General features: G+C 73.7%; 23 protein-coding genes. 19 read left to right on the top strand and 4 right to left on the bottom strand.

The window, feature by feature from the left end; all coding sequences use genetic code 11:
- Positions 1-222: 222 nt before the first annotated feature.
- From AB0G01_RS07360 to AB0G01_RS07310, 11 genes are all read left to right on the top strand, one after another.
- The gene (locus tag AB0G01_RS07360; protein WP_360940707.1) at positions 223-2,010 is read left to right on the top strand and encodes a type VII secretion-associated protein; all 1,788 of its coding nucleotides are present in this window, start codon (positions 223-225) and stop codon (positions 2,008-2,010) included.
- 22 nt (positions 2,011-2,032) lie between these two features.
- A complete protein-coding gene (locus AB0G01_RS07355) occupies positions 2,033-2,461 on the top strand; it encodes a hypothetical protein (RefSeq protein WP_360940705.1) in 429 nt (142 codons plus the stop codon).
- 155 nt (positions 2,462-2,616) lie between these two features.
- Positions 2,617-2,934: a WXG100 family type VII secretion target gene (locus tag AB0G01_RS07350; protein WP_360940703.1), complete on the top strand. Its 318-nt coding sequence runs from the start codon at positions 2,617-2,619 to the stop codon at positions 2,932-2,934.
- 82 nt (positions 2,935-3,016) lie between these two features.
- A complete protein-coding gene (locus AB0G01_RS07345; protein ID WP_360940701.1) occupies positions 3,017-3,304 on the top strand; it encodes a WXG100 family type VII secretion target in 288 nt (95 codons plus the stop codon).
- 394 nt (positions 3,305-3,698) lie between these two features.
- Positions 3,699-4,142 (top strand): 50S ribosomal protein L13, encoded by a 444-nt coding sequence (gene rplM / locus AB0G01_RS07340; protein ID WP_360940699.1) that lies wholly within the window; start codon positions 3,699-3,701, stop codon positions 4,140-4,142.
- Positions 4,143-4,156: 14 nt separating this feature from the next.
- A complete protein-coding gene (gene rpsI / locus AB0G01_RS07335) occupies positions 4,157-4,813 on the top strand; it encodes a 30S ribosomal protein S9 (protein WP_360940697.1) in 657 nt (218 codons plus the stop codon).
- A gap of 120 nt (positions 4,814-4,933) precedes the next feature.
- On the top strand, positions 4,934-6,268 hold the full coding sequence (glmM, locus tag AB0G01_RS07330) for a phosphoglucosamine mutase (protein ID WP_360941274.1): 1,335 nt from the start codon (positions 4,934-4,936) through the stop codon (positions 6,266-6,268).
- A gap of 25 nt (positions 6,269-6,293) precedes the next feature.
- A complete protein-coding gene (locus AB0G01_RS07325) occupies positions 6,294-6,632 on the top strand; it encodes a hypothetical protein (RefSeq protein WP_360940695.1) in 339 nt (112 codons plus the stop codon).
- Positions 6,633-6,796: 164 nt separating this feature from the next.
- Positions 6,797-7,099 carry a hypothetical protein gene (locus AB0G01_RS07320; protein WP_360940693.1) on the top strand — a complete coding sequence of 101 codons (303 nt, stop codon included), beginning with the start codon at positions 6,797-6,799 and terminating at the stop codon, positions 7,097-7,099.
- Positions 7,099-10,185, top strand: coding sequence for a WXG100 family type VII secretion target (locus AB0G01_RS07315; RefSeq protein WP_360940691.1), 3,087 nt, complete (start codon positions 7,099-7,101; stop codon positions 10,183-10,185). The genes AB0G01_RS07320 and AB0G01_RS07315 overlap by 1 nt, the downstream gene beginning before the upstream one ends.
- The gene (locus AB0G01_RS07310; RefSeq protein WP_360940689.1) at positions 10,182-10,637 is read left to right on the top strand and encodes a hypothetical protein; all 456 of its coding nucleotides are present in this window, start codon (positions 10,182-10,184) and stop codon (positions 10,635-10,637) included. The genes AB0G01_RS07315 and AB0G01_RS07310 overlap by 4 nt, the downstream gene beginning before the upstream one ends.
- Before the next feature lie 99 nt (positions 10,638-10,736).
- Here the strand turns inward: AB0G01_RS07310 and AB0G01_RS07305 are convergent, their stop codons facing one another.
- Positions 10,737-11,573, bottom strand: a complete 837-nt coding sequence (locus AB0G01_RS07305; RefSeq protein ID WP_360940687.1) for a dienelactone hydrolase family protein — start codon at positions 11,571-11,573, stop codon at positions 10,737-10,739.
- Positions 11,574-11,706: 133 nt separating this feature from the next.
- Here AB0G01_RS07305 and glmS point away from each other — a divergent pair, with 133 nt between their 5' ends.
- The 5 genes from glmS to tsaE are packed head-to-tail and all read left to right on the top strand — an operon-like array spanning position 11,707 to position 17,724.
- Positions 11,707-13,569 (top strand): glutamine--fructose-6-phosphate transaminase (isomerizing), encoded by a 1,863-nt coding sequence (gene glmS, locus AB0G01_RS07300; protein ID WP_360940685.1) that lies wholly within the window; start codon positions 11,707-11,709, stop codon positions 13,567-13,569.
- 51 nt (positions 13,570-13,620) lie between these two features.
- Positions 13,621-15,021: an NAD(P)H-hydrate dehydratase gene (locus tag AB0G01_RS07295; RefSeq protein ID WP_360940683.1), complete on the top strand. Its 1,401-nt coding sequence runs from the start codon at positions 13,621-13,623 to the stop codon at positions 15,019-15,021.
- A 53-nt stretch (positions 15,022-15,074) separates the two neighbouring features.
- On the top strand, positions 15,075-16,175 hold the full coding sequence (alr, locus tag AB0G01_RS07290; protein WP_360940681.1) for an alanine racemase: 1,101 nt from the start codon (positions 15,075-15,077) through the stop codon (positions 16,173-16,175).
- Between the two features lie 5 nt (positions 16,176-16,180).
- Positions 16,181-17,275 (top strand): alpha/beta hydrolase, encoded by a 1,095-nt coding sequence (locus tag AB0G01_RS07285; RefSeq protein ID WP_360941271.1) that lies wholly within the window; start codon positions 16,181-16,183, stop codon positions 17,273-17,275.
- Positions 17,257-17,724 (top strand): tRNA (adenosine(37)-N6)-threonylcarbamoyltransferase complex ATPase subunit type 1 TsaE, encoded by a 468-nt coding sequence (tsaE, locus tag AB0G01_RS07280; protein WP_360940679.1) that lies wholly within the window; start codon positions 17,257-17,259, stop codon positions 17,722-17,724. The genes AB0G01_RS07285 and tsaE overlap by 19 nt, the downstream gene beginning before the upstream one ends.
- Before the next feature lie 61 nt (positions 17,725-17,785).
- Here the strand turns inward: tsaE and AB0G01_RS07275 are convergent, their stop codons facing one another.
- Genes AB0G01_RS07275 through AB0G01_RS07265 form a run of 3 tightly spaced genes read right to left on the bottom strand, consistent with a single transcriptional unit; the run spans position 17,786 to position 19,813 of the window.
- Positions 17,786-19,114, bottom strand: coding sequence for an acyl-CoA synthetase (locus AB0G01_RS07275; protein WP_360940677.1), 1,329 nt, complete (start codon positions 19,112-19,114; stop codon positions 17,786-17,788).
- A 34-nt stretch (positions 19,115-19,148) separates the two neighbouring features.
- Positions 19,149-19,454 (bottom strand): thioredoxin family protein, encoded by a 306-nt coding sequence (locus tag AB0G01_RS07270; RefSeq protein ID WP_360940675.1) that lies wholly within the window; start codon positions 19,452-19,454, stop codon positions 19,149-19,151.
- Positions 19,442-19,813, bottom strand: a complete 372-nt coding sequence (locus AB0G01_RS07265) for a MerR family transcriptional regulator (protein WP_360940673.1) — start codon at positions 19,811-19,813, stop codon at positions 19,442-19,444. The genes AB0G01_RS07270 and AB0G01_RS07265 overlap by 13 nt, the downstream gene beginning before the upstream one ends.
- Before the next feature lie 71 nt (positions 19,814-19,884).
- Between AB0G01_RS07265 and tsaB the strand changes: the two genes are divergently transcribed.
- Genes tsaB through tsaD form a run of 3 tightly spaced genes read left to right on the top strand, consistent with a single transcriptional unit; the run spans position 19,885 to position 22,059 of the window.
- Positions 19,885-20,559 (top strand): tRNA (adenosine(37)-N6)-threonylcarbamoyltransferase complex dimerization subunit type 1 TsaB, encoded by a 675-nt coding sequence (tsaB, locus tag AB0G01_RS07260; protein ID WP_360940671.1) that lies wholly within the window; start codon positions 19,885-19,887, stop codon positions 20,557-20,559.
- 11 nt (positions 20,560-20,570) lie between these two features.
- Positions 20,571-21,014 carry a ribosomal protein S18-alanine N-acetyltransferase gene (gene rimI / locus AB0G01_RS07255; protein WP_360941268.1) on the top strand — a complete coding sequence of 148 codons (444 nt, stop codon included), beginning with the start codon at positions 20,571-20,573 and terminating at the stop codon, positions 21,012-21,014.
- Entirely contained in the window at positions 21,007-22,059 is a 1,053-nt protein-coding gene (gene tsaD, locus AB0G01_RS07250; RefSeq protein ID WP_360940669.1) for a tRNA (adenosine(37)-N6)-threonylcarbamoyltransferase complex transferase subunit TsaD, read from the top strand. Before rimI ends, tsaD begins: the two co-directional genes overlap by 8 nt.

The following is a 22,059-nucleotide window of genomic DNA, read 5'->3' as shown; positions in this document are numbered from 1 at the left end:
GGTCTCGGGCGCGTGGGCCGACCCGCGGGGGTGGTCCGGGCCGCGACCGGCGGTTACCCGGGCGGGCCGGGGCGCACACCGCCGTCACCCGGACGGGATCGGGTGACCGGTCTCACGGTGCCCGCCCCGCCCCGGGCCGGCGGTCCCGGCCGACCCCGGATCGGCCGTCCCCGCCGCCGGTCCCGGATACCCTCCAGGCAGCCGGTGACGAGGGGGTGCCCGATGAGCTTGCGCGTGGCGGTCGACTTCGGGACGTCGAGCACCTGCGTGGCCATCTCGGTCGACGGCCGGGAGCCGCAGGTGGTCGTGGTCGACGGCCAGCCGATCCTGCCCTCCGCCGTGTTCGCCGCGGCGGACGGCGCGCTGTTCGTCGGGCAGGAGGCCGAGCGCCAGGCCGCGGTGGACCCCTCCCGCTACGAGCCCCACCCGAAACGCCGGGTGGACGAGGTCGAACTGCTGCTGGGCACCAGCGTGCTCCGGGTCGTGGACGTGGTGCGCGCGGTGCTCAGCCGGGTGGTCGACGAGGCCCGGCACGTGGCCGGCGGCGCGCCGGTGGACGTGCTGGTGCTGACCCACCCGGCGGACTGGGGCGCGATCCGGACCAGGGTGCTGGTCGACGCGGGCCGAGGGCTGGGCCAGGAGTTGCGGCTGGTGCCGGAGCCGGTGGCCGCCGCGGTCTTCCACTCGGCCTCGCACGCCATCAAGGACGGTGCGGTGGTGGCCGTGCTGGACCTCGGCGGCGGCACGGTGGACGCCGGCGTGGTCATCCGGCGGGGCGGCACGTTCCGGGTGCTGGCCACCAAGGGCGATCCGACCTTCGGCGGCGCGGACGTCGACCAGCTCCTGCTCGACCACGTCGGCTCGCTGGTGTCGCCGGGCGACCCGGAGGCGTGGCGGGAGCTCGTGGAGGGGCGCGGGATGGCCGACCGGCGCAAGCGCCGGGTGCTGCGCCAGGACGTGCGCGGCGCGAAGGAGACGCTGTCCCGGCACTCCTACACCGACGTGCCGATGCCGCCGCCGTTCCCCGACGCCCACGTGACCCGCACCGACCTGGAACGCCTGATCGGGCCGCCGCTGACCCGGGCGGCGGGGCTGCTGGCCGGCGCGGTGCGGGACGCCGGGCTGGACCCGCGCGGGCTGGCCGGGGTGTTCCTGGTCGGCGGCTCCAGCCGGATTCCGCTGGTCGCCCGCCTGGTGCTGGAGCAGACCGGCGTGGTGCCGACCAGCATCGACCAGCCGGAGACCGTGGTGGCGCGCGGCGCGCTGCGCGCGGTGAGCGCGGACCCGATGCGCACCGGGGCGCTGCCCGACCCCGGCGCGACGCACAAGATCACCGACGACTCCACCCGCAAGCTCACCCGGCGGATCACCGCCGGCGCGCCGTCCCCGCCGGCGGGCTTCCCCCGGCCGCCGTACTTCCCGCGGCAGCCGCCGCCACCGCCGGCGCGACCGCGCCGCCGCGCGCCGCTGGTCGTCGGGGTGTCGCTCGGGCTGGCCGTGGTGGTCGGCGGGTCGGTCGCGTACGCGCTGACCGTGCGCGGCGACGAGGGGGCCGGGCCGACGACGTCGAGCGGCGACCCGGGCAAGACCATCGCCCAGTACGACTACCGGTTCGTCGCGCCGGCCGGCTGGGACCAGACCGGCGGGGTCGCGGAGACCCGGCAGGTGTTCCTGAAGCCGCAGCCGGCGGAGTCCCCGGACGACGTGATCACGGTGACCGAGCGGAAGCTCACCTACGACTCGTCGGAGGACCGGGCGCGGGCCGAGCGCGAGTTGCGGACCGAGTACGACCGGGGTCGCGAGCTGTCCGGTTTCGACACTTCCCGCCGCTTCGGGGGCAAGGATGCCGTTTACTACCGGGAGCGCGCGGGGACCGCGACGGTCGACTGGTACGTGCTCTTCCAGGGCGACGTCCAGGTGAGCGTGGGGTGCCAGTACCCGGCGTCCGGTGAGGACCGCGTCCGCCGGGCGTGCGAGCAGGTCGTGCGCACGCTGACCGTGACCGACTGAAGTCGTGAGTGGGGACACAACGATGACCGGTACCCCGGAGTCCTTCGCCCGGTTCCGCTCGGACCTCGACGCCGCCGTGACCAGAGGTCGTCGGGCCGCCGCCGACGCGGGCGCGAAGACCGCCGCCCAGCGCGAGCGCAACCGGGAGCTCGCCGACCGGGCCAGGACCCGCGCGGTGCGCCCGGAGGGGCACGAGCCGACCTCCGGTGACGTGCGCCGGGTCGCCGCCGGGTTCCGGGCGCACCGGGGTCTTCCGGTGGAGCGGTTGCCCTCCGGTGGGGAACTGCTCGCGCCGGCACCCGAAAAATCGCATGAGCAAACGGACGCGAATGCAAATACCGCATCCCGGCGGACTTCCGACGGGTCCCGCCCGGTGGCCGGTCCGAGCGGCCGGCTGCCCGCCGAAGTGGCCGATGACGAGGACTTTTCGCAAGCGCGAATCCTCTACTGACCCCCGGCCGGGGTGCCGGTCCGTTTACTAGCGCAACTACTTCCGGGGAAGTCGCGACAGCGCGGAACCGACCGTGGGAGGGTCTGCGTCAGAAGTGCTGTACGAACCGAGAAGGCAAGCACGCCTGGTCTCGCCGACATAGGGGGTCTTACCCAATGGCTGGTTACGCAACCGGAGTTCCGGCGCTGGAAACCGCTGCCAAGGACATCATGGACACCAACGGTAACGTTCAGGGCATTCTGAACAACCTGCGGAACACCATCGACGGCCTGGCCCCGGCGTGGAAGGGCTCCGCCGCGGACGCGTTCACCAACCTGATGAACCGCTTCAACGACGACGCCGCGAAGCTCCAGGAGGCCCTGGTCGCGATCGCCGAGCAGATCACCGGCTCCGTGCAGACCTACGTCCAGCAGGAAGAGGAGCAGTCCTCCGAGATGTCGACCATCCTCGGTCGCCTCGGCGGCGGTGCGTGACAGCGAATTCGCTGTCGCCCGCTCCACAGTTTTTCTTGAATTACCTTCCTGCTCATTGTGAATTCACCTCCAAGGGGAGATCATGAACGACGAGATCAAGATCGACTTCGGCGCTCTCGGTTCGGCCGCCGGCGACATCCAGGGCCAGGCCAACCAGGTCCAGCAGCAGCTCGAAGACCTGAAGGGCCGCATCGGCCCGGTCATCGCGCAGTGGGAAGGTGCCACCTCCGGTGCCTACCAGGAGGTCCAGAACAAGTGGGACACCTCCGCCGCCGACCTCCAGCAGGTCCTGGCCGCGATCGGCACCGCCGTCGCCTCGGCCAACGACGCCTACTCCGCCGCGGAGCAGAAGAACACCGCGCGTTGGTGAACCGCGTCACCGCGTGACCCCCGCGGGCCCCGGAGCCTCACCAGGCATCCGGGGCCCGCGTACGTGTTCCGCCGGCGCGTTCCGCCCCCCGGATGTTCCCCGGGTGCGGCCCGTCCGACGGGGGTGCGTACTCTCGGGGACCTGAACGTCGCGTTACGGGCGTTCTGACGGGTCCTCCCGTCCGGTGTCCAAGTCGTCTCGGCGACGAGGGCTCCGACCCGGTTGGCGGGGGTCGTTTTGACCCGGCCACGACCCAACCGGTATCTTCCTACGTTGTTGTGCGGTATCCGGTGCGCACTCGCGTGCCTCGTTCTGGTCCACTTGCCCACCTGGGGTGTCTGGCCTGAGCAGCCGCCGCAATGACCCCAGACGCAAGTGACGACGAGGTAGACCCGTGCGCACGTACAGCCCGAAGCCCGGCGAGGTGACCCGAGCCTGGCACGTGATCGACGCCCAGGACCTGGTGCTCGGTCGGCTCGCCACCCAGGCCGCGACGCTGCTGCGCGGCAAGCACAAGCCTACTTACGCCCCCCACGTTGACACTGGTGACTTCGTCATCATCATCAACGCGGACAAGGTGGCGTTGACCGGCAAGAAGCGCGACCAGGAGTTCGTGTACCGCCACTCCGGCCACCCCGGCGGCCTCCGCCAGCGGTCGTTCGGCGAGGTGCTCGACACCCGTGCCGACCGGCTGGTCGAGAAGGCGATCAAGGGCATGCTGCCCAAGAACCGCCTCGGCCGCGTGATCGCCGGCAAGCTCAAGGTCTACACGGGCCCGAGCCACCCGCACACGGCGCAGCAGCCGCAGCCGTTCGAGATCAAGAAGGTCTCCCAGTGACCGAGGAAAACGCCGTGACCACCCCCGAGGCCGAGGTCGACGCTGTCGAGACCGCCGACGTCGAGGCCACCGAGACCGCCGACGCGGAGGTGACCGAGGCCCCCGAGGCCGAGACCACCGAAGCCGACGCTCCCGAGGCCGCTGACGCCGAGGTCGCCGACACCGAGGTCGCCGAGTCGGCGGACGCCGTCGAGACCACCGCCGTCGAGGCCACCGACGCCGAGGGCGACGAGGCCGAGCCGGCCCCCGCTCCCGTCGTCCGCCCCGTGCTCAGCGCGGGCGCGCACCACCTGGCGCAGACCGTCGGCCGCCGCAAGCAGGCCATCGTCCGGGTGCGCCTGCTGCCCGGCACCGGCAAGTTCACCCTGAACGGGAAGTCGCTCGAAGCGTACTTCCCGAACAAGGTGCACCAGCAGCTCATCCGCGAGCCCCTGGTGACCACGGAGAAGCCGGAGACGTTCGACGTCATCGCGACCCTGGGCGGCGGCGGCACCACCGGCCAGGCCGGTGCGCTGCGCCTGGCCATCGCCCGCGCGCTGATCGCCGTGGACTCCGAGGACCGCCCGGTGCTGAAGAAGGCCGGCTTCCTCACCCGTGACCCCCGGGTCAAGGAGCGCAAGAAGTACGGCCTGAAGAAGGCCCGCAAGGCACCTCAGTACAGCAAGCGCTGACCTCACGGTCGAGATTTCCGGTTCCACCCCTGCGGGAGCAGCCAGTTCTTCGTCGAACTGCTGCTCCCGCAGTGCTTTTCGCCCGGTGTTGTGCGGTTCATCACGGAGGTCATGGCGATCATGGGTCGGCTGTTCGGCACTGACGGCGTACGTGGTCTGGCGAACGCCGACCTGACTCCGGAACTCGCGCTCTCGGTGGCCGCCTCGGCCGCCCGGGTGCTCGCCGAGCACGACCGCTCGCACCGCCCGGTCGCCGTGGTCGGCCGCGATCCCCGGGCCAGCGGCGAGATGCTGGAAGCCGCCGTGGTCGCGGGCCTGACCGCCGCCGGCGCGGACGTGCTGCGCGCGGGCGTCCTGCCCACGCCGGCCGTGGCGCACCTGGTCTCCGCGCTGGGCGCGGACATGGGCGTGATGATCTCCGCCTCGCACAACCCGATGCCCGACAACGGCGTGAAGCTGTTCGGCTCCGGCGGGCACAAGCTGCCCGACGCGGTCGAGGACGAGATCGAGCGCAAGATGGGCGAGGCCGCCCACCGGCCCACCGGCGCGGGCATCGGCCGGGTGCGCGACATCGAGGACGCCGAGGGCCAGTACGTCCAGCACCTGGTGAAGGTGACCCCGCACCGCCTGGACGGCATCAAGGTCGTCGTGGACTGCGCGAACGGTGCCGCGTCCACCGCCGCGCCGGACGCCTACCGCCGGGCCGGGGCCGAGGTCGTGGAGATCCAGGCCCTCCCGGACGGGCTGAACATCAACGACGGCTGCGGCTCCACGCACCTCGACGTGGTCCGCGCGGCCGTCGTGGAGCACGGTGCCGACCTGGGCATCGCGCACGACGGCGACGCCGACCGCTGCCTGGCCGTGGACGCGGACGGCAACGACGTGGACGGCGACCAGATCATGGCGGTCCTCGCGCTCGGCATGAAGGACTCCGGCGAGCTGACCGACGGCACCCTCGTCGCGACCGTGATGAGCAACCTGGGCCTGCACCTGGCGATGCGCGAGCACGACGTGATCTTGCGCACCACCGCCGTGGGTGACCGGTACGTGCTGGAGGAGCTGCACGCGGGCGGGTTCGCGCTCGGCGGCGAGCAGTCCGGGCACGTGGTGCTGCCCGCGCACGCCACCACCGGCGACGGCCTGCTGGTCGCGCTGCGGCTGATGTCCCGGATGGCCGAGACCGGCAAGTCCCTGGCCGAGCTGGCCGGCGTGATGCGCCGCCTGCCGCAGGTGCTGATCAACGTGGTCGTGGGCGACAAGGCGGCGGTGGCGCGGGACGCGGCGGTGAGCGAGGCCGTGGCCGCGGTGACCGAGGAGCTCGGCGACACCGGCCGCGTGCTGCTCCGGCCGTCGGGCACCGAGCAGCTCGTGCGCGTGATGGTGGAGGCGTCCACCCACGAACTGGCCGAGTCGGCGGCGCGCCGCCTGGCGGGTGTGGTTTCCTCGGTGGGCTGAGGGCCGACTGTCCGGGGGTGCTGGAATGGGTATCGGGTTCATCCCGTTGATCGGGATCGTCCTGCTCGTCGCCGCGGTCGTGGTGGTGATCGTCGTGCTGGTGAAGAAGAGCAAGTCCCACGCGCTGCCACCCGGCCAGAACCCGTACGCCCAGAACCCGTACAGCCAGAACCCCCACGGCCAGGTTCCACCCGGCCAGAACCCCTACGGCGGGCCTGGTCAGGTCCCGCCGGGTCAGAACCCCTACGGTCCGCCCGCGCCCGGGTTCGGCCAGGCCCCTCCCGGCCAGGCCCCCCACGGTCAGGCCCCCCACGGCGCGCCCCAGCCGCCGCCCGGACCCGGCCGACCGCCCCGACAGGGCTGACCCCTCGCCGATCGGCGTTCACACCTGCGAGGAACAGCCCCGAAATGCCGTCGGACATCCGCGCGGGCTGCGACGATGGGAACCACACGCCGAACCGTCGCGTCACAGCGGACGAGTTCGGTTGAGGGTCGTGGCCGTCGCGCCACGGAGGGGAGTGGAGCGCCGTGGCCGGTTACGGCACCAGCACCGAGGCCATGCAAAAAGCCTCGAAGGGCATTTCCGACGCCGCGAAGGACACGGCGGACGATCTCCAGAAGGTCGGCCAGACCGAAACCGTCGAGGGTGAATTCGGCCGGGCGCACAAACAGCACTTCGCCAAGTACAAGTCCGGGATCGAGAATTTCGGCAAGGGCATCACCTACATGGCGGGCACCCTCGGGGGATTCGCGGGCAAGATCGCCTCGGGTGCCGCGACGTACGGTGACGTCGAGGCCACCAACGCGAGCAACGTGGGGAGCCAGTACTGATGGCCGGGCCGAGCTGGGACGACGTCAAGGCGGTCCTCGACGACCCGAACGTGTCGGAGGACAAGAAGCAGGACCTGATGCACGCCTACGTGTCGTCGACGCCGCCCTGGGACATCCCGGACGGCGCGGACACGTACAAGGACCGCTACGACACCTCCAGCTTCTGGAACTGGGGCGACCACGCGGGTCGCGGCGACAACCTCCAGGACCGCCTCGACGAGGCCAAGGCCGAGAGCGACACCAAGGGCTACAACAGCCGCGAGCAGACCAAGGCCGTGGAGCAGGGCCAGACGGCGCTGGACGGCAAGCGGCCGCCGACCGCGTCCGGTTCGGGCACCAAGACCTCCGACGAGCTGTTCGACGCTGGTCAGGCCGGCCTGAAGGTCTTCGAGAAGTTCCTCCCGATCTGGAACAACCGGCCCGGCGACTGCCTCGGCAACACGTCCAACCTGGACTTCGGCCAGCACATCCAGACGCCGTACGACGAGCAGCGCGGCATCAACTTCCAGAAGTTCCTCGCCGAGGCCGACGAGTTCAGCACCGCCAGGTCGAAGATCGACGAGATGAAGACCGACGTCGACGGGCGGCTGAAGGCGCTCTACGGCGAGTGGGAGGGCAAGGCCGCCACCAGGTCGTACGAGCACTACAGCGACCAGATCGTCCCGAAGATCACCGAACTGGGTGACGGGTTGACCGGCGCGGCCGACCTGACCCGCACCGCCGTCGGCGGCGTGTACGAGCTGTGCAAGGGCAAGGCCGACGAGGTCCTGGAGATGTACCGGGAACAGGTCGCCAAGGCCGACACGTACATGGCCGAGAAGGTCGTCTCCTTCGCCCGCGGCGAGGGCGACTACGGCAAGGACCGGGTCCGCGAGATCGCCGGCTGGGTCGACTCGGCGGTGCCCGGCAGCAACATCGCCGAACGCCTCAACGACGACGATTGCAGCCTGAACGACGAGAACAAAGAGTTCGCGATCAACCAGTGCAAGCGGTGGATCCAGCAGTCGTTCAACGTCGAGTTCTGGGGCCTGTACGAGCAGTTCAAGACCTGCTGCTCGGACACCAAGACCTCGGTGGACGCCCAGTGGGAGACCCTGGCGTCCTACATGGCCGAGTTCGAGAACCCGTTCCCCGCGCCCGCCGACGACAAGGGCGGCGAGGAGGGCGACGGGAACGGCAACGGCAACGGCAATGGGAACGGCAACGGGAGCGGGAGCGGGAGCGGCAACGGCGGCGGTCCCGGTTCGGGTTCCGGCGGCGGTTCCGGGTCCGGCTCCGGCGGTGGCGGCGGCACGCCGCCCGTCCCGGAGATCCCGAAGCCGGAGAACCCGCTGGACAAGGACGGCGACGGCAAGCCCGACGACCTCCAGATCCCCGGTGACACCGACGGTGACGGCAAGCCGGACGACCTGGACGGCGACGGCAAGCCCGACGACCTGGACGGCGACGGCAAGCCGGACGACCTCGACGGCGACGGCAAGCCGGACGGGGAGGGCAAGCCCGACGGCCTGAAGGGCGACGAGGAGCCCGAGACCGTCACCATCAAGAGCGGCGACAACGAGATCAAGATCACGGAGCCGGACGAGAACGGCCACGTGCTGATCACCGTCGACACGCCGACCAGCGAGCCGAAGACCTACGACGTCGACTTCAGCGACAACCCGGACGCGCTCAAGGCCCTCACCGGCCAGAACGGCGGCGCGGCACTGGCCTCGGCGCTGGCCGGCGCGACCGCGACGCCGGGCGCTCCGACGACCTCCGGTGCCACCCCGGGCGCTCCCGGCGCGGCGGTCACGGGAGGTGACGGCGGCGTGGACGGCGCGATCCCGATCGAGGCCGGCGCGGACGGCAAGGCGCTGATCGAGCTGGACGGCCTGGCCATCACCGCCGAGGTCGACCCGCTGACCGGTGAGATCAACCTCACCGTCGACAACGGCGACGGCACCCCGCAGGAGTACGGCGTCGAGTTCGGCGAGGACTCGGCGGCGGACGAGCTGCCGCCGCTGCCCGGTCGGGACGAGCCGGTCACCACGATGCCCGCCCCGGCCGAACCGCCGATCGGCCTCGACCCGGACTTCGGGCCGGTCGAGGGGTCGACCGGCGGCGGTCTCGGCGACCTGGGCGGTGCCGACGTCGGCTTCACCGAGCCGGTCGCGGTCGGCGCTGACACTCCCGGCTTCACCGAACCCCCTGCCGCCGTTCCCGGCGCGGTGGCTGCCGACCCGGGCTTCGCCCCCGGTGCCACCGAGCCCGCCGGCGCGGTCGCGGGTGGGTTCACCGAGCCTGTCGCCGCTGCTCCGGGTGGCTTCACCGAGCCCGCCGGCGGCGGTGCGCCGCCGGTCGGCGTGGGTGTCGGGATGGCCGGCGGTCCGGTCGAATCCGGGTTCACCACCGCGTCCGCGCACGACAGCAGCGCGTTGACGCCCCCGCACGGCCAGCCCGCGCAGCCCGGCCAGCAGTTCAGCGGCCAGCAGTACGGCGGCCAGCAGTACGGCGGCCAGCAGTTCAGCGGTCAGCAGTACGGCGGCCAGCAGTACGGCGGCCAGCAGTACGGCGGCCAGCAGTACGGCGGCCAGCAGTTCAGCGGTCAGCAGTACGGCGGCCAGCAGTACGGTGGCCAGTTCGGCGGGTCGCAGTTCGGCCCGGTCGACCAGGGCTTCGCCCCGGCGCACGACTCCGGCGGCACGACCAGCGCGTCCGGCGCGTCGGTGTTCGGCGGCTCGGGCGGCTTCACCGGCGCGGACTCCGTGCTCGGCAGCGGTTCGCCGGGTTCGGACAGCACGTGGAGCAGCCCCTCCGGCAGCGCCGACCAGGGGTTGAACGCCGACACCACCGCGTCCGACGCCGGCCAGGCCGGTTCGGCGACGCTGCCGTCCATGCAGGACCCGCACGGTCAGGCCACGTCGTCCCCGATGGGTGGCGGCATGATGGGCGGCGGGATGATGGGCGGTGGCATGGCGGGCGGCGGCCAGCAGGGCGGCGACAGCGAGCGCAGCCCCGGGCAGTGGCGCACCACCGGGTCGTTGTTCGACGACGACGTGAGCCTCAGCCGCGTGCAGGGCGTGCTGGGTGAGGAGGGCCGATGAGCGTCGCGTCCGATCGGCTGGCGGCGGCGAAGAGCCGCATGGACCAGATCTCCAGGGAGCACGCGGACCGTCGCGAGCTGCGCGAACGCCGTTCCCGGGAGGCCCGGGACAAGGCGGGGGCCAGCCTCGACAAGCAGGCCGCGGTGGCCGAGAAGACCATCGAGCGCATCCAGGAGGCCGGCAAGCGCCAAAAGGCGGCCGGCGGCTGGGGCACCGCGGCGGCGACGGAGAAGAAGAACGGCGAGTTCACCTTCGGCACCGAGGACGACGAGCCGACCTACCAGACCCCGGCCCCCGGCACGGGCTGGGTCCCGGGCCCGCCGCCCGCCGCGCCGGCGGCCCCGCCGGTCGCCCCGGCACCACCGGCCCCGGCACCGGTCCGGCCCGCACCCCGCCGTCGCGCGCCGGCCGACGACGATGACGACTTCGGCGGCCAGAGCTGGCTGACCTGAGCACCCTCGACGGACCTCGGCCCCGCCCCGGACTCCCGGGCCGGGGCCGAGGTGCGTCCGGGGCCGCGTGAGCCTGCGGCAGGTGGTCGGTGCCCGCGATCAGCGGCGGGCGGGTACCGCGCCGCCCCGGGGCGTGGCACCGCGTTGACGGGTCAGCGGCGCGCCCTTGACGTCGTTGTCCAGCAGGGCGTCCCACCGCCGGTCGCCCTTGAGCACGCGCAGCAGGAACGCCGTGGTCAGCGCCCTCGCGAACTTCTGCGCCGCCCGCTCGCCCTTGCCGTCGAGCAGCAGTTCGCTCCAGTGCCGGCCCTCGGCGAACCCGAGGTGGCTGGTCTTCGGCAGCACCCGCAACTGCACCGGCCCCGCCCACGCCTCGGCGATCGCCTCCGCGTGCCCGACCGGCGGTGCGATCCGGTCGTCGGCCGCCGCCAGGTGCAACCCGGGCACCGACACGCCGCGCGCCGCGTCGAGCGCCGACGGCCGGGTGTCGGATGCGGCGAACGTCACCACGGCCCGCACCCGCTCGTCCTCGGCCGCCGCGAGCACGGCCGCGCCGCCGCCCGTCGAGTGCCCGGCGACCGCGAGCCGCTCCGGGTCGACGCTGATGTCGCCCTCGCCCAGCCGGACCCCGGCGCAGACGTCCAGCGTGGTCCGCAGGTTCCCGGCGAGCAGCCGGGACGACATCAGCGGCCCGCGCTGGGTGCCCGGCGCGGCGGCGACGACGCCCCACGACGCCAGGTGCCGCAGCAGCGCCCGGTACCGCTCCACCGGCTGCAACCAGCCGTGGCCGAACGCCACCGCGGGCAGGCCGAGGCCCGCCGCCGGGGTGTAGACCAGGCCGGGCAGCCCCACCAGGGCCAGGTCGCCGCGCAGGACCGGGTGCTCACCGGGCCTGCCGAGCTGGTCGAGCACCTGCTTCGCCGAGTAGCCGCTCACCGGCTGAACGGTAGTCGATCGCGCACCCGCACCGCACGCCTCGATTGGTCTACACCACTCAACGCTCTGACCTGCACGAACGTCCTGAAGTGGCCCTTTCGGGTGATAACCCTGGTCTGGTTACGCTGTCAGCGTGTGCGGAATCGTGGGATACGTGGGCCACCGCTCGGCGTTGGACGTGGTGCTGGACGGGCTTCGTCGGCTGGAGTACCGGGGCTACGACTCGGCCGGCGTCGCCGTGCTGGACGGCGCGGGCGGCTTGGCCGTGGAGCGCAAGGCGGGTCGGCTGGCCAACCTGGAGGCCCGGCTGGACGAGGTGGGACGCGCCGGTTTCGCGGGCACCGCCGGCATGGGCCACACCCGGTGGGCGACGCACGGCGCGCCGATCGACCGCAACTCCCACCCGCACCGCGACGCGACCGGCCGGGTCGCCGTGGTGCACAACGGCATCATCGAGAACTTCGCCGCCCTGCGCGCCGAGCTCGAAGCGCGCGGCGTCGAGATGACCAGCGACACCGACACCGAGACCACCGCCCACCTGGTGGCGTTCGCCTACGACGAGGGCGACACCAAGGGCGACCTGGCCGCGTCGGTGCGCGCCGTGGTCCGCCGCCTGGAGGGTGCCTTCACCCTCGTGGTGACCCACGCCGACGAGCCGGACCTGGTGATCGCGGCCCGCCGCTCGTCCCCCCTCGTGGTGGGCGTCGGCGAGGGTGAGACGTTCGTCGCCTCGGACGTGTCGGCGTTCATCGAGCACACCCGCGAGGCGGTGGAGCTGGGGCAGGACCAGGTCGTCGTCGTCGACCGGTCCGGCTACACCGTCACCGACTTCGACGGCGAGCCCGCCGAGGCCAAGCCCTTCACGGTCAACTGGGACCTCTCGGCCGCCGAGAAGGGCGGCCACGAGTACTTCATGCTCAAGGAGATCGAGGAGCAGCCCGAAGCCCTCGCGAACACGCTGCGCGGCCACTTCCGCGCCGGCCGGATCGTGCTGGACGAGCAGCGCCTGTCCGACCAGGACCTGCGGGACGTCGACAAGGTGTTCGTGGTGGCCTGCGGCTCGGCCTACCACTCGGGCCTGGTCGCCAAGTACGCGATCGAGCACTGGACCCGCCTGCCCGTCGAGGTCGAGCTGGCCTCCGAGTTCCGCTACCGGGACCCGGTGCTGGACCGGGACACGCTGGTCGTCGCGGTGTCCCAGTCCGGCGAGACCGCCGACACGCTGGAGGCCGTGCGGCACGCCCGCGCGCAGAAGGCGCGCGTGCTGGCGGTGTGCAACACCAACGGCGCGCAGATCCCGCGCGAGTCCGACGCGGTGCTCTACACCCACGCGGGTCCGGAGATCGGCGTCGCGTCGACCAAGGCGTTCCTCGCCCAGATCGCGGCCAACTACCTGGTCGGCCTGGCGCTGGCGCAGGCGCGCGGCACCAAGTACCCGGACGAGGTGGCCCGCGAGTTCCACGAGCTGGAGGCCATGCCGCGCGCCGTCGAGCGGGTGCTGGGCACCGTCGACCAGGTGCGCGCGCTCGGCCGGGAGCTGGCCGACTCGAAGGCCGTGCTGTTCCTGGGCAGGCACGTCGGCTACCCGGTGGCGCTGGAGGGCGCGCTGAAGCTGAAGGAACTGGCCTACATGCACGCCGAGGGCTTCGCGGCGGGCGAGCTCAAGCACGGGCCGATCGCGCTGATCGAAGAGGGCCTGCCGGTCGTCGTGATCATGCCGTCGCCCAAGGGCCGCGCGGTGCTGCACTCGAAGCTGGTGTCCAACATCAGCGAGATCCAGGCGCGCGGCGCGCGGACGATCGTGATCGCCGAGGAGGGCGACGAGACGGTCCGGCCGTTCGCCGACCACCTGATCGAGGTGCCCGCGGTGCCCACGCTCCTCCAGCCGCTGATCTCCACCGTGCCGCTCCAGGTGCTGGCCGCCGAGATCGCCCGCAGCCGGGGCTACGACGTGGACAAGCCGCGCAACCTGGCCAAGTCGGTGACCGTCGAGTGAGCCGCCACCCGGCGGTGCGGGGAACGCGGCGAGAGGGCAGGCTGGCGCGCTATGCGGGGACTGTGGACCACTGATCGGGTTCGGGCGGCCGAGGAGCGCGTCCTGGCGCGGGTGCCCGCCGGGTCGCTGATGCGGCGGGCGGCGTTCGGCGTGGCCGTCGCGGCGGTCGACGTGCTCGGCGGGCGTGGGCGGGTCGGGCTGCTGGTCGGCGCGGGCAACAACGGCGGCGACGCGCTGTGGGCGGGGTACTACCTGCGGCGGCGCGGGATCGCGGTGTCGGCGGTGCTGCTCGACCCGGCTCGGGCGCACGCCGAGGGGCTCGCCGCGTTCCGGCGGGCCGGCGGGCGGGTGGTGGACCGGCTCCGCGACGTCGACCTGGTGGTGGACGGGATCGTCGGGCTGTCCGGGCGCGGCCCGCTGCGGCCCGCCGCCGCCGAGCACGTCGCCCACCTCGACGCGCCGGTGCTCGCCGTCGACCTGCCCAGCGGCGTCGACCCGGACACCGGGGCGGTCGACGGGCCCGCCGTGCGGGCCGCGGTGACCGTCACGTTCGGCTGCCTGAAGCCCGTGCACGTGCTGGCGGACTGCGGTGACGTGCGGCTGGTGGACCTCGGGCTGGGGCCGGAGCTCGGCGGCCCGGACCTGGTCGAGCTCGACCTCGTGGACGTCGGCGCGGCCTGGCCCGTGCCCGGTCCGGACGACGACAAGTACACCCAGGGCGTGACGGGCGTCGCCGCCGGCTCGGCGACCTACCCCGGCGCGGCCGTGCTGGCGACCGGGTCGGCGCTGCTCGCGACCTCCGGGATGGTGCGGTACGCGGGAGCGGCGGCCGAGGACGTCCGGGCGCGCTGGCCGGAGGCGATCTGCACCGGGTCGATCACCGACGCGGGGCGCGTGCAGTCCTGGGTGGTCGGGCCCGGCCTGGGCACCGGGCTCGGCGCGGAGGACGTGGTGCGCGCGGTGCTGGAGGCCGGGGTCCCGGTGTGCGCGGACGCCGACGCCATCACCGTGCTCGCCAACAACCCGGACCTGTGGGACGCCCGCGACCCGGACACCCCGGTCGTGCTCACCCCGCACGACCGGGAGTACGAGCGGCTGGCCGGCGAGGTCGGCCCGGACCGGGTCGCGGCGGCCCAGCGCGCCGCCGCGAGGTTCGGGGCGGTCGTGCTGCTCAAGGGCCACGCCACGGTCGTCGCGGGACCGGACGGCCGGGTCCTGGTCAACCGGGCCCGCACGTCGTGGGCGGCCACCGCCGGTTCCGGCGACGTGCTGTCCGGGTTGATCGGCTCGCTGCTCGCGGCCGGGCTGGACCCGCTGCTCGCCGCCGGTTGCGCCGTCCGGCTGCACGTCCTGGCGGCCGACCTCGCGGCGGACGGCGCGCCGATCCCGGCCACGGCGCTGCTGGCGGCCGTGCCGGACGCGGTCCGGGCCGTGCGCCGGGAGGTGTCGTAGCCCGCGCCCGGCCACGGCCGCCGACCGACCCCTGTGTCACCATGAACGGTGTTATGGCTGCTCCTCGCGCTGAGGTCGTGATCGACCTCGACAACCTCCGGCACAACGTCGAGTACCTGGACCGCACGGCCGGCCGCGCCGAGACGATGGTCGTGGTGAAGGCGGACGGGTACGGGCACGGTGCCGCGCGGGTCGCCAGGGCGGCGCTGGAGGCGGGCGCGACCTGGCTCGGCTCGTGCTCGCTCGCCGAGGCGCTGGCGCTGCGCGCCGCCGGGATCGACGCGCCCGTGCTGGCGTGGCTGGACCCGCCGGGCACGGACTACGCGCCGGGCGTCGAGGCCGGTGTGGACCTCTCGGTGTCGTCGGTGCGGCAGCTCGCCGCCGTGGCCGGGGCGGCGCGGGCGGTCGGCCGGCGGGCCCGGATCCACCTGAAGATCGACACCGGGCTGTCCCGCAACGGGTCCCGGCCCGACGGGTGGGCCGCGCTGGTGGCGGAGGCCGCGGCCACGCCGGAGGTCCTGGTGCACGCGGTGTGGTCCCACCTCGCCGTCGCCGACGAGATCGGGCACCCGGCGACCGACGCGCAGGCCGGGCGGTTCGACGACGCCTACCGCGAGGCGGTCGCGGCCGGGCTGGACCCGATCCGGCACCTGGCCAACTCGGCGGCCCTGCTGACCCGTCCCGACCTGCACTTCGACCTGGTCCGGCCGGGCATCGCGGTGTACGGGCTCAACCCGGTGCCGGAGCCCTTCGACCTGCGGCCGGTGATGACGTTCCGCTCGTCGGTGGCGCTCGCCAAGCGCATCCCGGTCGGCGAGTCGGTGTCCTACGGGATGAGCTGGACCGCGAAGAGCGAGACGACCGTGGCCCTGGTGCCGGTCGGGTACGCCGACGGCGTGCCGCGCTCCCTGTCCCACCGGATGCACGTGTGGCTCGCGGGCCGGCGGCGGCCCGTGGTCGGCCGGGTGTGCATGGACCAGGTGGTCGTGGACTGCGGCGACGACCCGGTGGCCGAGGGCGACGAGGTGGTGCTGTTCGGCACCGGCGCGCACGGCGAGCCGACCGCCCGCGAGTGGGCCGACACCACCGGGACCATCGACTACGAGATCGTCACCGGCATGTACCGGCCCCGGGTGACCAGGACCTACCGGTGAACACGGTGTGGAAGGCCGTCGGCTGGGCCGGCGGCATCCTCGGCGCGGCGGTCACCGGCGTCGCGGTCGGCGTGGCCGCGAACCAGAAGAAGGTGTCCCACGACCGGTTGGCGGACGACCCGCTGGCGGACGAGCCGCTGGGCAGGCTGACGCCCAGCCGCGAGTCGACGGTGGCCGCCGACGACGGCACGCCGCTGTCGGTCGAGGAGGTCGACCCGGACGGCGGCGGCGAGCCCGACCTGACCGTCGTGCTGGTGCACGGCTTCGCGCTGGACCGGCGGTGCTGGCACTTCCAGCGGCGGGACCTGGCCGGGCTGACCGGGCCGAGGGTCCGCCAGGTGCTCTACGACCAGCGCGGTCACGGGCGGTCCGGCCGGTCGACGGCCGGGGCCGGCACGATCGAGCAGCTCGCGCACGACCTGGCCTCGGTGCTCCGGGCCGTCGTGCCGGACGGGCCGCTCGTGCTGGTCGGGCACTCGATGGGCGGCATGACGATCATGGCGCTGGCCGAGCTCCAGCCGGAGCTGTTCGCCGACCGGGTGTGGGGTGTCGCGCTGGTCGGCACGGCGGCGGGCGCGGTCGGCGGCGCGGGGTTGCCCAGGTCGGTGCTGTCCCGGTACAACCCGGTCACCCTGGGCGTCGGCCGGCTCGCCGGCCTCCAGCCGGGTCTCGTGGAGTGGGTGCGGCGACGGGCGGGCACGGTGACGTGGAGCGGCATCCGGGCGTTCGCGTTCGGCGACCGGAACGTCAGCGCGTCGCTGGTCGACCTGATGGAGCAGATGATCAGCAGGACGTCCGTGCAGGTGCTCACCGAGTTCCTGGAGACGCTCGGCACGCACGACCGCTACAAGGCGCTGGTCGGGCTGCGGCACTGCGAGGTGCTGGTGGTCGGCGGCGACGCGGACAAGCTGACGCCGTTCTCGCACGCCGAGCGGATGGCCGAGGAGATGCCGCACGGCGAGCTGGTCCGGGTGCCCGGCGCGGGGCACATGGTGATGTTGGAGCAGCCGGACGTGGTGACCGGGCACCTGGTGGCCCTGATCCGGCGCAGTGCCGTGGAACGGACGGAGAACAGGCGGCGGTGGTGGCGACGAGCGTGACCCTCCCGAAGGTGGAGGACACCGAGGAGTTCGGGCGCAGGCTGGGCGGGCTGGTGCGCGGCGGGGACCTGCTGCTGCTGGCCGGCCCGCTGGGTGCCGGGAAGACGGCCCTGGTGCGCGGCCTGGCGGCCGGCCTGGGCGTGGCCGGGCGGGTGAGCTCGCCGACGTTCGTGATCGCGCGCGTGCACGACCCCGCGCCCGGCGGTCGGGGTGTGCCGCTGGTGCACGTCGACGCCTACCGGCTGGGCGGCGACCTGGACGAGTTGGACGACCTCGACCTGGACACCGACCTGGTGGACGCGGTGGTGGCGGTGGAGTGGGGCGAGGGCGTCGCGGAGCGGTTGTCCGACGACCACCTGCTGATCACCCTGGAACGGCACGACGACGACGTGCGCACCGCCCGCCTCCAGCCGCACGGGACGTGGGCGGAACGGGAGCTGCCCGGCTGACCGACCGCTACCCGCGCGGTGGTCGCCGGGCGGCGGCGGGGTGGTCGCCGGGCGGCGGGGGTCATCCCAGTTCCCGCTTGAGCACCTTGCCCATCTCGTTGCGCGGCAACGCGTCCAGGAAGCGCACCACCCGGGGGCGCTTGTGCGGGGTGAGCAGGCGGGCCACGTGGTCGGCCAGCTCCCCCTCCGCGACCGGGGCCCCGGTCGGCACCACCCACGCCACGATCCGCTCGCCCAGGTCCTCGTCGGGTTCACCGGTCACCGCCACCTCGGCCACGCCGGGGTGTTCCAGCAAGGCGTTCTCGACCTCGCCCGCGCCGATCTTGTAGCCGCCGCTCTTGATCAGGTCGGTGGCCCGCCGGCCGACGATCCGCAGCGCGCCGTCCGGCTCCACCACGGCCAGGTCGCCGGTGCGGAACCACCCGCCGTCCACGAACGCCTCGCGGGTCGCGTCCGGGAGGTTCAGGTACTCCAGGAACAGGTTCGGCCCGCGCACCTCGATCTCGCCCGGCTCGTCGCCCACCACCCGGACCTCGACGCCGTCCAGCGGCGGGCCCACCGTGCCGGGGCGGCGGTCGCCGGACGCGCGGACGCTGGTGTTCATCAGGGTCTCGGTCATGCCGTACCGCTCGACCACCCGCTGCCCGGTCAGCTCCTCCAGCCGCGCGTGCACGATCACCGGCAGCGGTGCGGAACCCGACACCAGCAGCCGGGCCCTGGCGAACGCCGGCGCGTGCTCGGGCGCGGCGGCGATCCGGTGGTACATGGTCGGGACGCCGAACAGCACGGTGCCGGCGGTGTCCAGCGCCTCGGCCGCCGCCGCCACGCTGAACGACCCGAGGTGGTGCACCGTGCCGCCGCGCCGCAGCGGACCGATCACGCCCACGCCCAGGCCGTGCACGTGGAACAGCGGCAAACCGTGCACCACCACGTCGTCGGCGGTCCACTCCCAGGCCGCCGCCAGCGCGTCCAGGTTCGACGCCAGCGCGCGGCGCGGCAGCACGACGCCCTTCGGCGGCCCGGTGGTGCCCGAGGTGTAGACGATCAGCGCGGGCGCTTCGCCGTCGGGCTCGGGCAGGTCCACCGCCGGACCGGACGGCAGCACGTCGTCGACCACGAGGTCGGGCGCGCTGTCGGCGAGGACGTGCGCCAGCTCGCGCTCCCCGAGCTTCGGGTTGAGCGGCACCACCGGCACCCCCGCGAGCAGCGCGCCCACGATGGTCACGCACGTGCGCACGTCCGGCCGCGCCCACACCGCGATCCGCCGCCGGCCGACCAGGCCGGCGGCGACGGCGCGGGCCCGGTCGGCCAGCTCGGCGTAGGTCAGCTCGTGGCCCGGGAAGCGCAGGGCCACTTTCGCGGGCGGGGTCGCCAGGGCGGGCAGCAGCATCCGCCCACCATGGCCGCACCCGCCGCGACGCGCATCACAAGTGTGGTTCGAGCCACGCCATGAGCTGCGCCTTCGGCCGCGCGCCGACGAGCTGGGCGACCAGTTCGCCGTCCCGGTAGAGCTGGAGCGTCGGCATCCCCAGCACGCCCAGGTCGCGGGCCGTGCGCGGGTTGTCGTCGGTGTCGATCTTGGCGAAGTCCACCGCGTCGAGCTCCCGGTCCAGCTCGGCCAGCACCGGTTCGATCATCCGGCACGGCGGGCACCAGCTCGCGGTGAACTCGACCAGCACCGCTCCGGCGCGGACCCCCTCGGTGAACGTGTCGTCGGTCAGCGTGCGCACGGGCGTCTCCTCTGCTCGGCCAGTTCCAGTTGCGTGCGCACGCGACCGCGGGCGGCCTCCAGCCGGGCGATGCACTCGTCCAGCTCGGCCAGCTTGCGCCGGTACACCGCCACCGAGGCGGGGCACGCGTCGCCGCTGGTGTGACCGTCGCGGAGGCACTCGACGAACGGCCGGGTGTCCTCCAGCGCGAACCCGATGTCGGCCAGCGAGCGGATCTCGGCGACCAGGCGCACGTCGTCCTCGTCGTACTCGCGCTGACCGTTGGAGGTCCGCCGCGCGGTGAGCAGGCCCAGGGACTCGTAGTAGCGCAGCGCCCGGGTGGTCGTCCCACCCCGCTGAGCCAGTTCACCGATGCGCACGAGGCAGATCCTCCGACTTGACGCCGACGTCAAGTCCAGTGTGACCGGCCGCACCCGTACCCTTGGCGATTGTGCTCGTGCTCGCTTTGGACACCGCCACGCCCGCCGTGACCGCCGGGGTGGTCGAACTGACCGCCGGGTCGCCCCCGCGCCTGCTCGCCCAGCGGGTGACGGTGAACGCGAAGGCCCACGGTGAGCTGCTGACGCCCCACGTCCAGGAGGCCATGGCCGAAGCCGGCCGCGCGCTGTCCGAACTGGACGCGGTGGTCTGCGGCGCGGGACCCGGGCCGTTCACCGGTCTGCGGGTCGGCCTGGTGACCGCCGCCGCGCTCGGCCAGGCCCTGAACCGGCCGGTCTACCCGGTGGCGACGCCGGACGCCATCGCCCTGGACGCGTGCACCGGGGCTCCGCTGCTGGTCGCCACGGACGCCCGCCGCAAGGAGGTCTACTGGGCCACCTACGACGCCGCCGGCCGGCGGACCGACGGTCCGCACGTCGACCGCCCCGCCGAGGTGCCGGCGAAGCTCCGGCAGACGCCCCAGCGCGCCGCCGGCGAGGGCGCGCGGATCTACGCCGACGTGCTGGGCCTGCCGCTGGTGGACGCGCTGCACCCGTCGCCGGTGTCCCTGGTCGCGGTGGCCGCCGAGGAGCTGCTGGCCGGTGCCCGCCCGGCCGCGCTCACCCCGCTCTACCTGCGCCGCCCGGACGCCGTGGAGCCCACCGGGCGCAAGCGGGTGACCCGGTGAGGCAGGGCGAGCTGACCATCGGGCCGCTGCGGCCCGAGGACGCCGCGCGCTGCGCCGAGATCGAGCACGACCTGTTCCCCGGTGACGACCCGTGGAGCGAGGACGCGTTCCGCGGCGAGCTCGCCGGCGGCAACTTCTACCTCGGCGCGCACGTCGACGGCGAGCTGATCGGCTACGCCGGGCTGGGCCTGACCGACTTCGAGTCGAGCGTGCACACCCTCGCCGTGGTCGCGGACCGCCAGCGCGGCGGGGTGGGCCGGACCCTGCTGCGGACCCTGCTGGCCAAGGCCGACGAACTGGGCCTGCCGGTGTTCCTGGAGGTCCGCACGGACAACGCGCCCGCGATCGCGCTCTACCTGGCGCACGGCTTCGAGCGCCTCGGCCTGCGCCGCCGCTACTACCAGCCGTCGGGTGCCGACGCGTACACGATGGGAAGGCCCGCGAACCGTGACTGACCGGCTCATCCTCGGTATCGAGAGCTCGTGCGACGAGACGGGCGTCGGCATCGTCCGGCTCGGTCCGGACGGTGCCCTGGAACTGCTCGCCGACGAGGTCGCCTCCAGCGTCGAGGAGCACGCCCGGTTCGGCGGCGTGGTGCCCGAGGTGGCGTCGCGGGCCCACCTGGAGGCCATGGTGCCGACCGTGCGCCGGGCCGCGGAGCAGGCCGGGATCGAGCTGTCCGACGTCCACTCCATCGCGGTCACCGCCGGTCCGGGGCTCGCGGGCGCGCTGCTGGTCGGCGTGTCGGCGGCCAAGGCGTACGCGGCGGCGCTGGGCAAGCCGCTCTACGGCGTGAACCACCTCGCCGGGCACGTGGCGGCGTCCACCCTCCAGCACGGTCCGCTGCCCGAGCGGTGCGTGGCGCTGCTGGTGTCCGGCGGGCACTCGCAGCTCCTGCTGGTCGAGGGCCTGGCGGACAAGATCACCGAGATCGGGTCCACCGTGGACGACGCGGCGGGCGAGGCGTACGACAAGGTGGCCCGGCTGCTGGACCTCCCGTACCCCGGCGGCCCGCCGATCGACGCGCTCGCCAAGCGGGGCAACGGGTGCGCGATCGCGTTCCCGCGCGGGCTGACCGGGCCCCGGGACTCGAAGTACGACTTCTCGTTCTCCGGCCTGAAGACGTCGGTCGCCCGGTGGGTGGAGCGCCGGGAGCGCGCCGGCGAGGAGGTCCCGCTGGCGGACGTGGCCGCGTCGTTCCAGGAGGCGGTGGCGGACGTGCTGACCGCGAAGGCGGTCCGGGCGTGCCAGGACCTCGGCGTGGACACGATGGTGATCTCCGGCGGGGTGGCGGCGAACTCGCGGCTGTCCGGGCTGGCGGCCCAGCGGTGCGCCGAGGCGGGGATCGGGCTGCGGGTGCCGAAGCCCCGGCTGTGCACGGACAACGGCGCGATGATCGCGGCGCTGGGCGCGCACCTGGTGGCGGCGGGCGCGGAACCGTCCCGGATGGACCTGTCCACGACGCCCGGCCTGCCCGTGGGCACGATCCAGGTCGGCTGA

Source organism: Actinosynnema sp. NPDC023587 (assembly GCF_040640215.1).
Lineage (GTDB): Bacteria > Actinomycetota > Actinomycetes > Mycobacteriales > Pseudonocardiaceae > Actinosynnema.
The sequence above is the reverse complement of the archived record's forward strand: the minus strand, read 5'-3'. Positions and strand labels throughout refer to the sequence as shown.

Bases quoted from the DNA above. Each gene is read 5' to 3' on its own strand.
- AB0G01_RS07360 (WP_360940707.1), top strand. From the start codon at position 223: ATGAGCTTGCGCGTGGCGGTCGACTTCGGGACGTCGAGCACCTGCGTG.
- AB0G01_RS07355 (WP_360940705.1), top strand. From the start codon at position 2,033: ATGACCGGTACCCCGGAGTCCTTCGCCCGGTTCCGCTCGGACCTCGAC.
- AB0G01_RS07350 (WP_360940703.1), top strand. From the start codon at position 2,617: ATGGCTGGTTACGCAACCGGAGTTCCGGCGCTGGAAACCGCTGCCAAG.
- AB0G01_RS07345 (WP_360940701.1), top strand. From the start codon at position 3,017: ATGAACGACGAGATCAAGATCGACTTCGGCGCTCTCGGTTCGGCCGCC.
- glmM (WP_360941274.1), top strand. From the start codon at position 4,934: ATGGGTCGGCTGTTCGGCACTGACGGCGTACGTGGTCTGGCGAACGCC.
- AB0G01_RS07325 (WP_360940695.1), top strand. From the start codon at position 6,294: ATGGGTATCGGGTTCATCCCGTTGATCGGGATCGTCCTGCTCGTCGCC.
- AB0G01_RS07315 (WP_360940691.1), top strand. From the start codon at position 7,099: ATGGCCGGGCCGAGCTGGGACGACGTCAAGGCGGTCCTCGACGACCCG.
- AB0G01_RS07310 (WP_360940689.1), top strand. From the start codon at position 10,182: ATGAGCGTCGCGTCCGATCGGCTGGCGGCGGCGAAGAGCCGCATGGAC.
- AB0G01_RS07295 (WP_360940683.1), top strand. From the start codon at position 13,621: ATGCGGGGACTGTGGACCACTGATCGGGTTCGGGCGGCCGAGGAGCGC.
- alr (WP_360940681.1), top strand. From the start codon at position 15,075: ATGGCTGCTCCTCGCGCTGAGGTCGTGATCGACCTCGACAACCTCCGG.
- AB0G01_RS07275 (WP_360940677.1), bottom strand. From the start codon at position 19,114: ATGCTGCTGCCCGCCCTGGCGACCCCGCCCGCGAAAGTGGCCCTGCGC.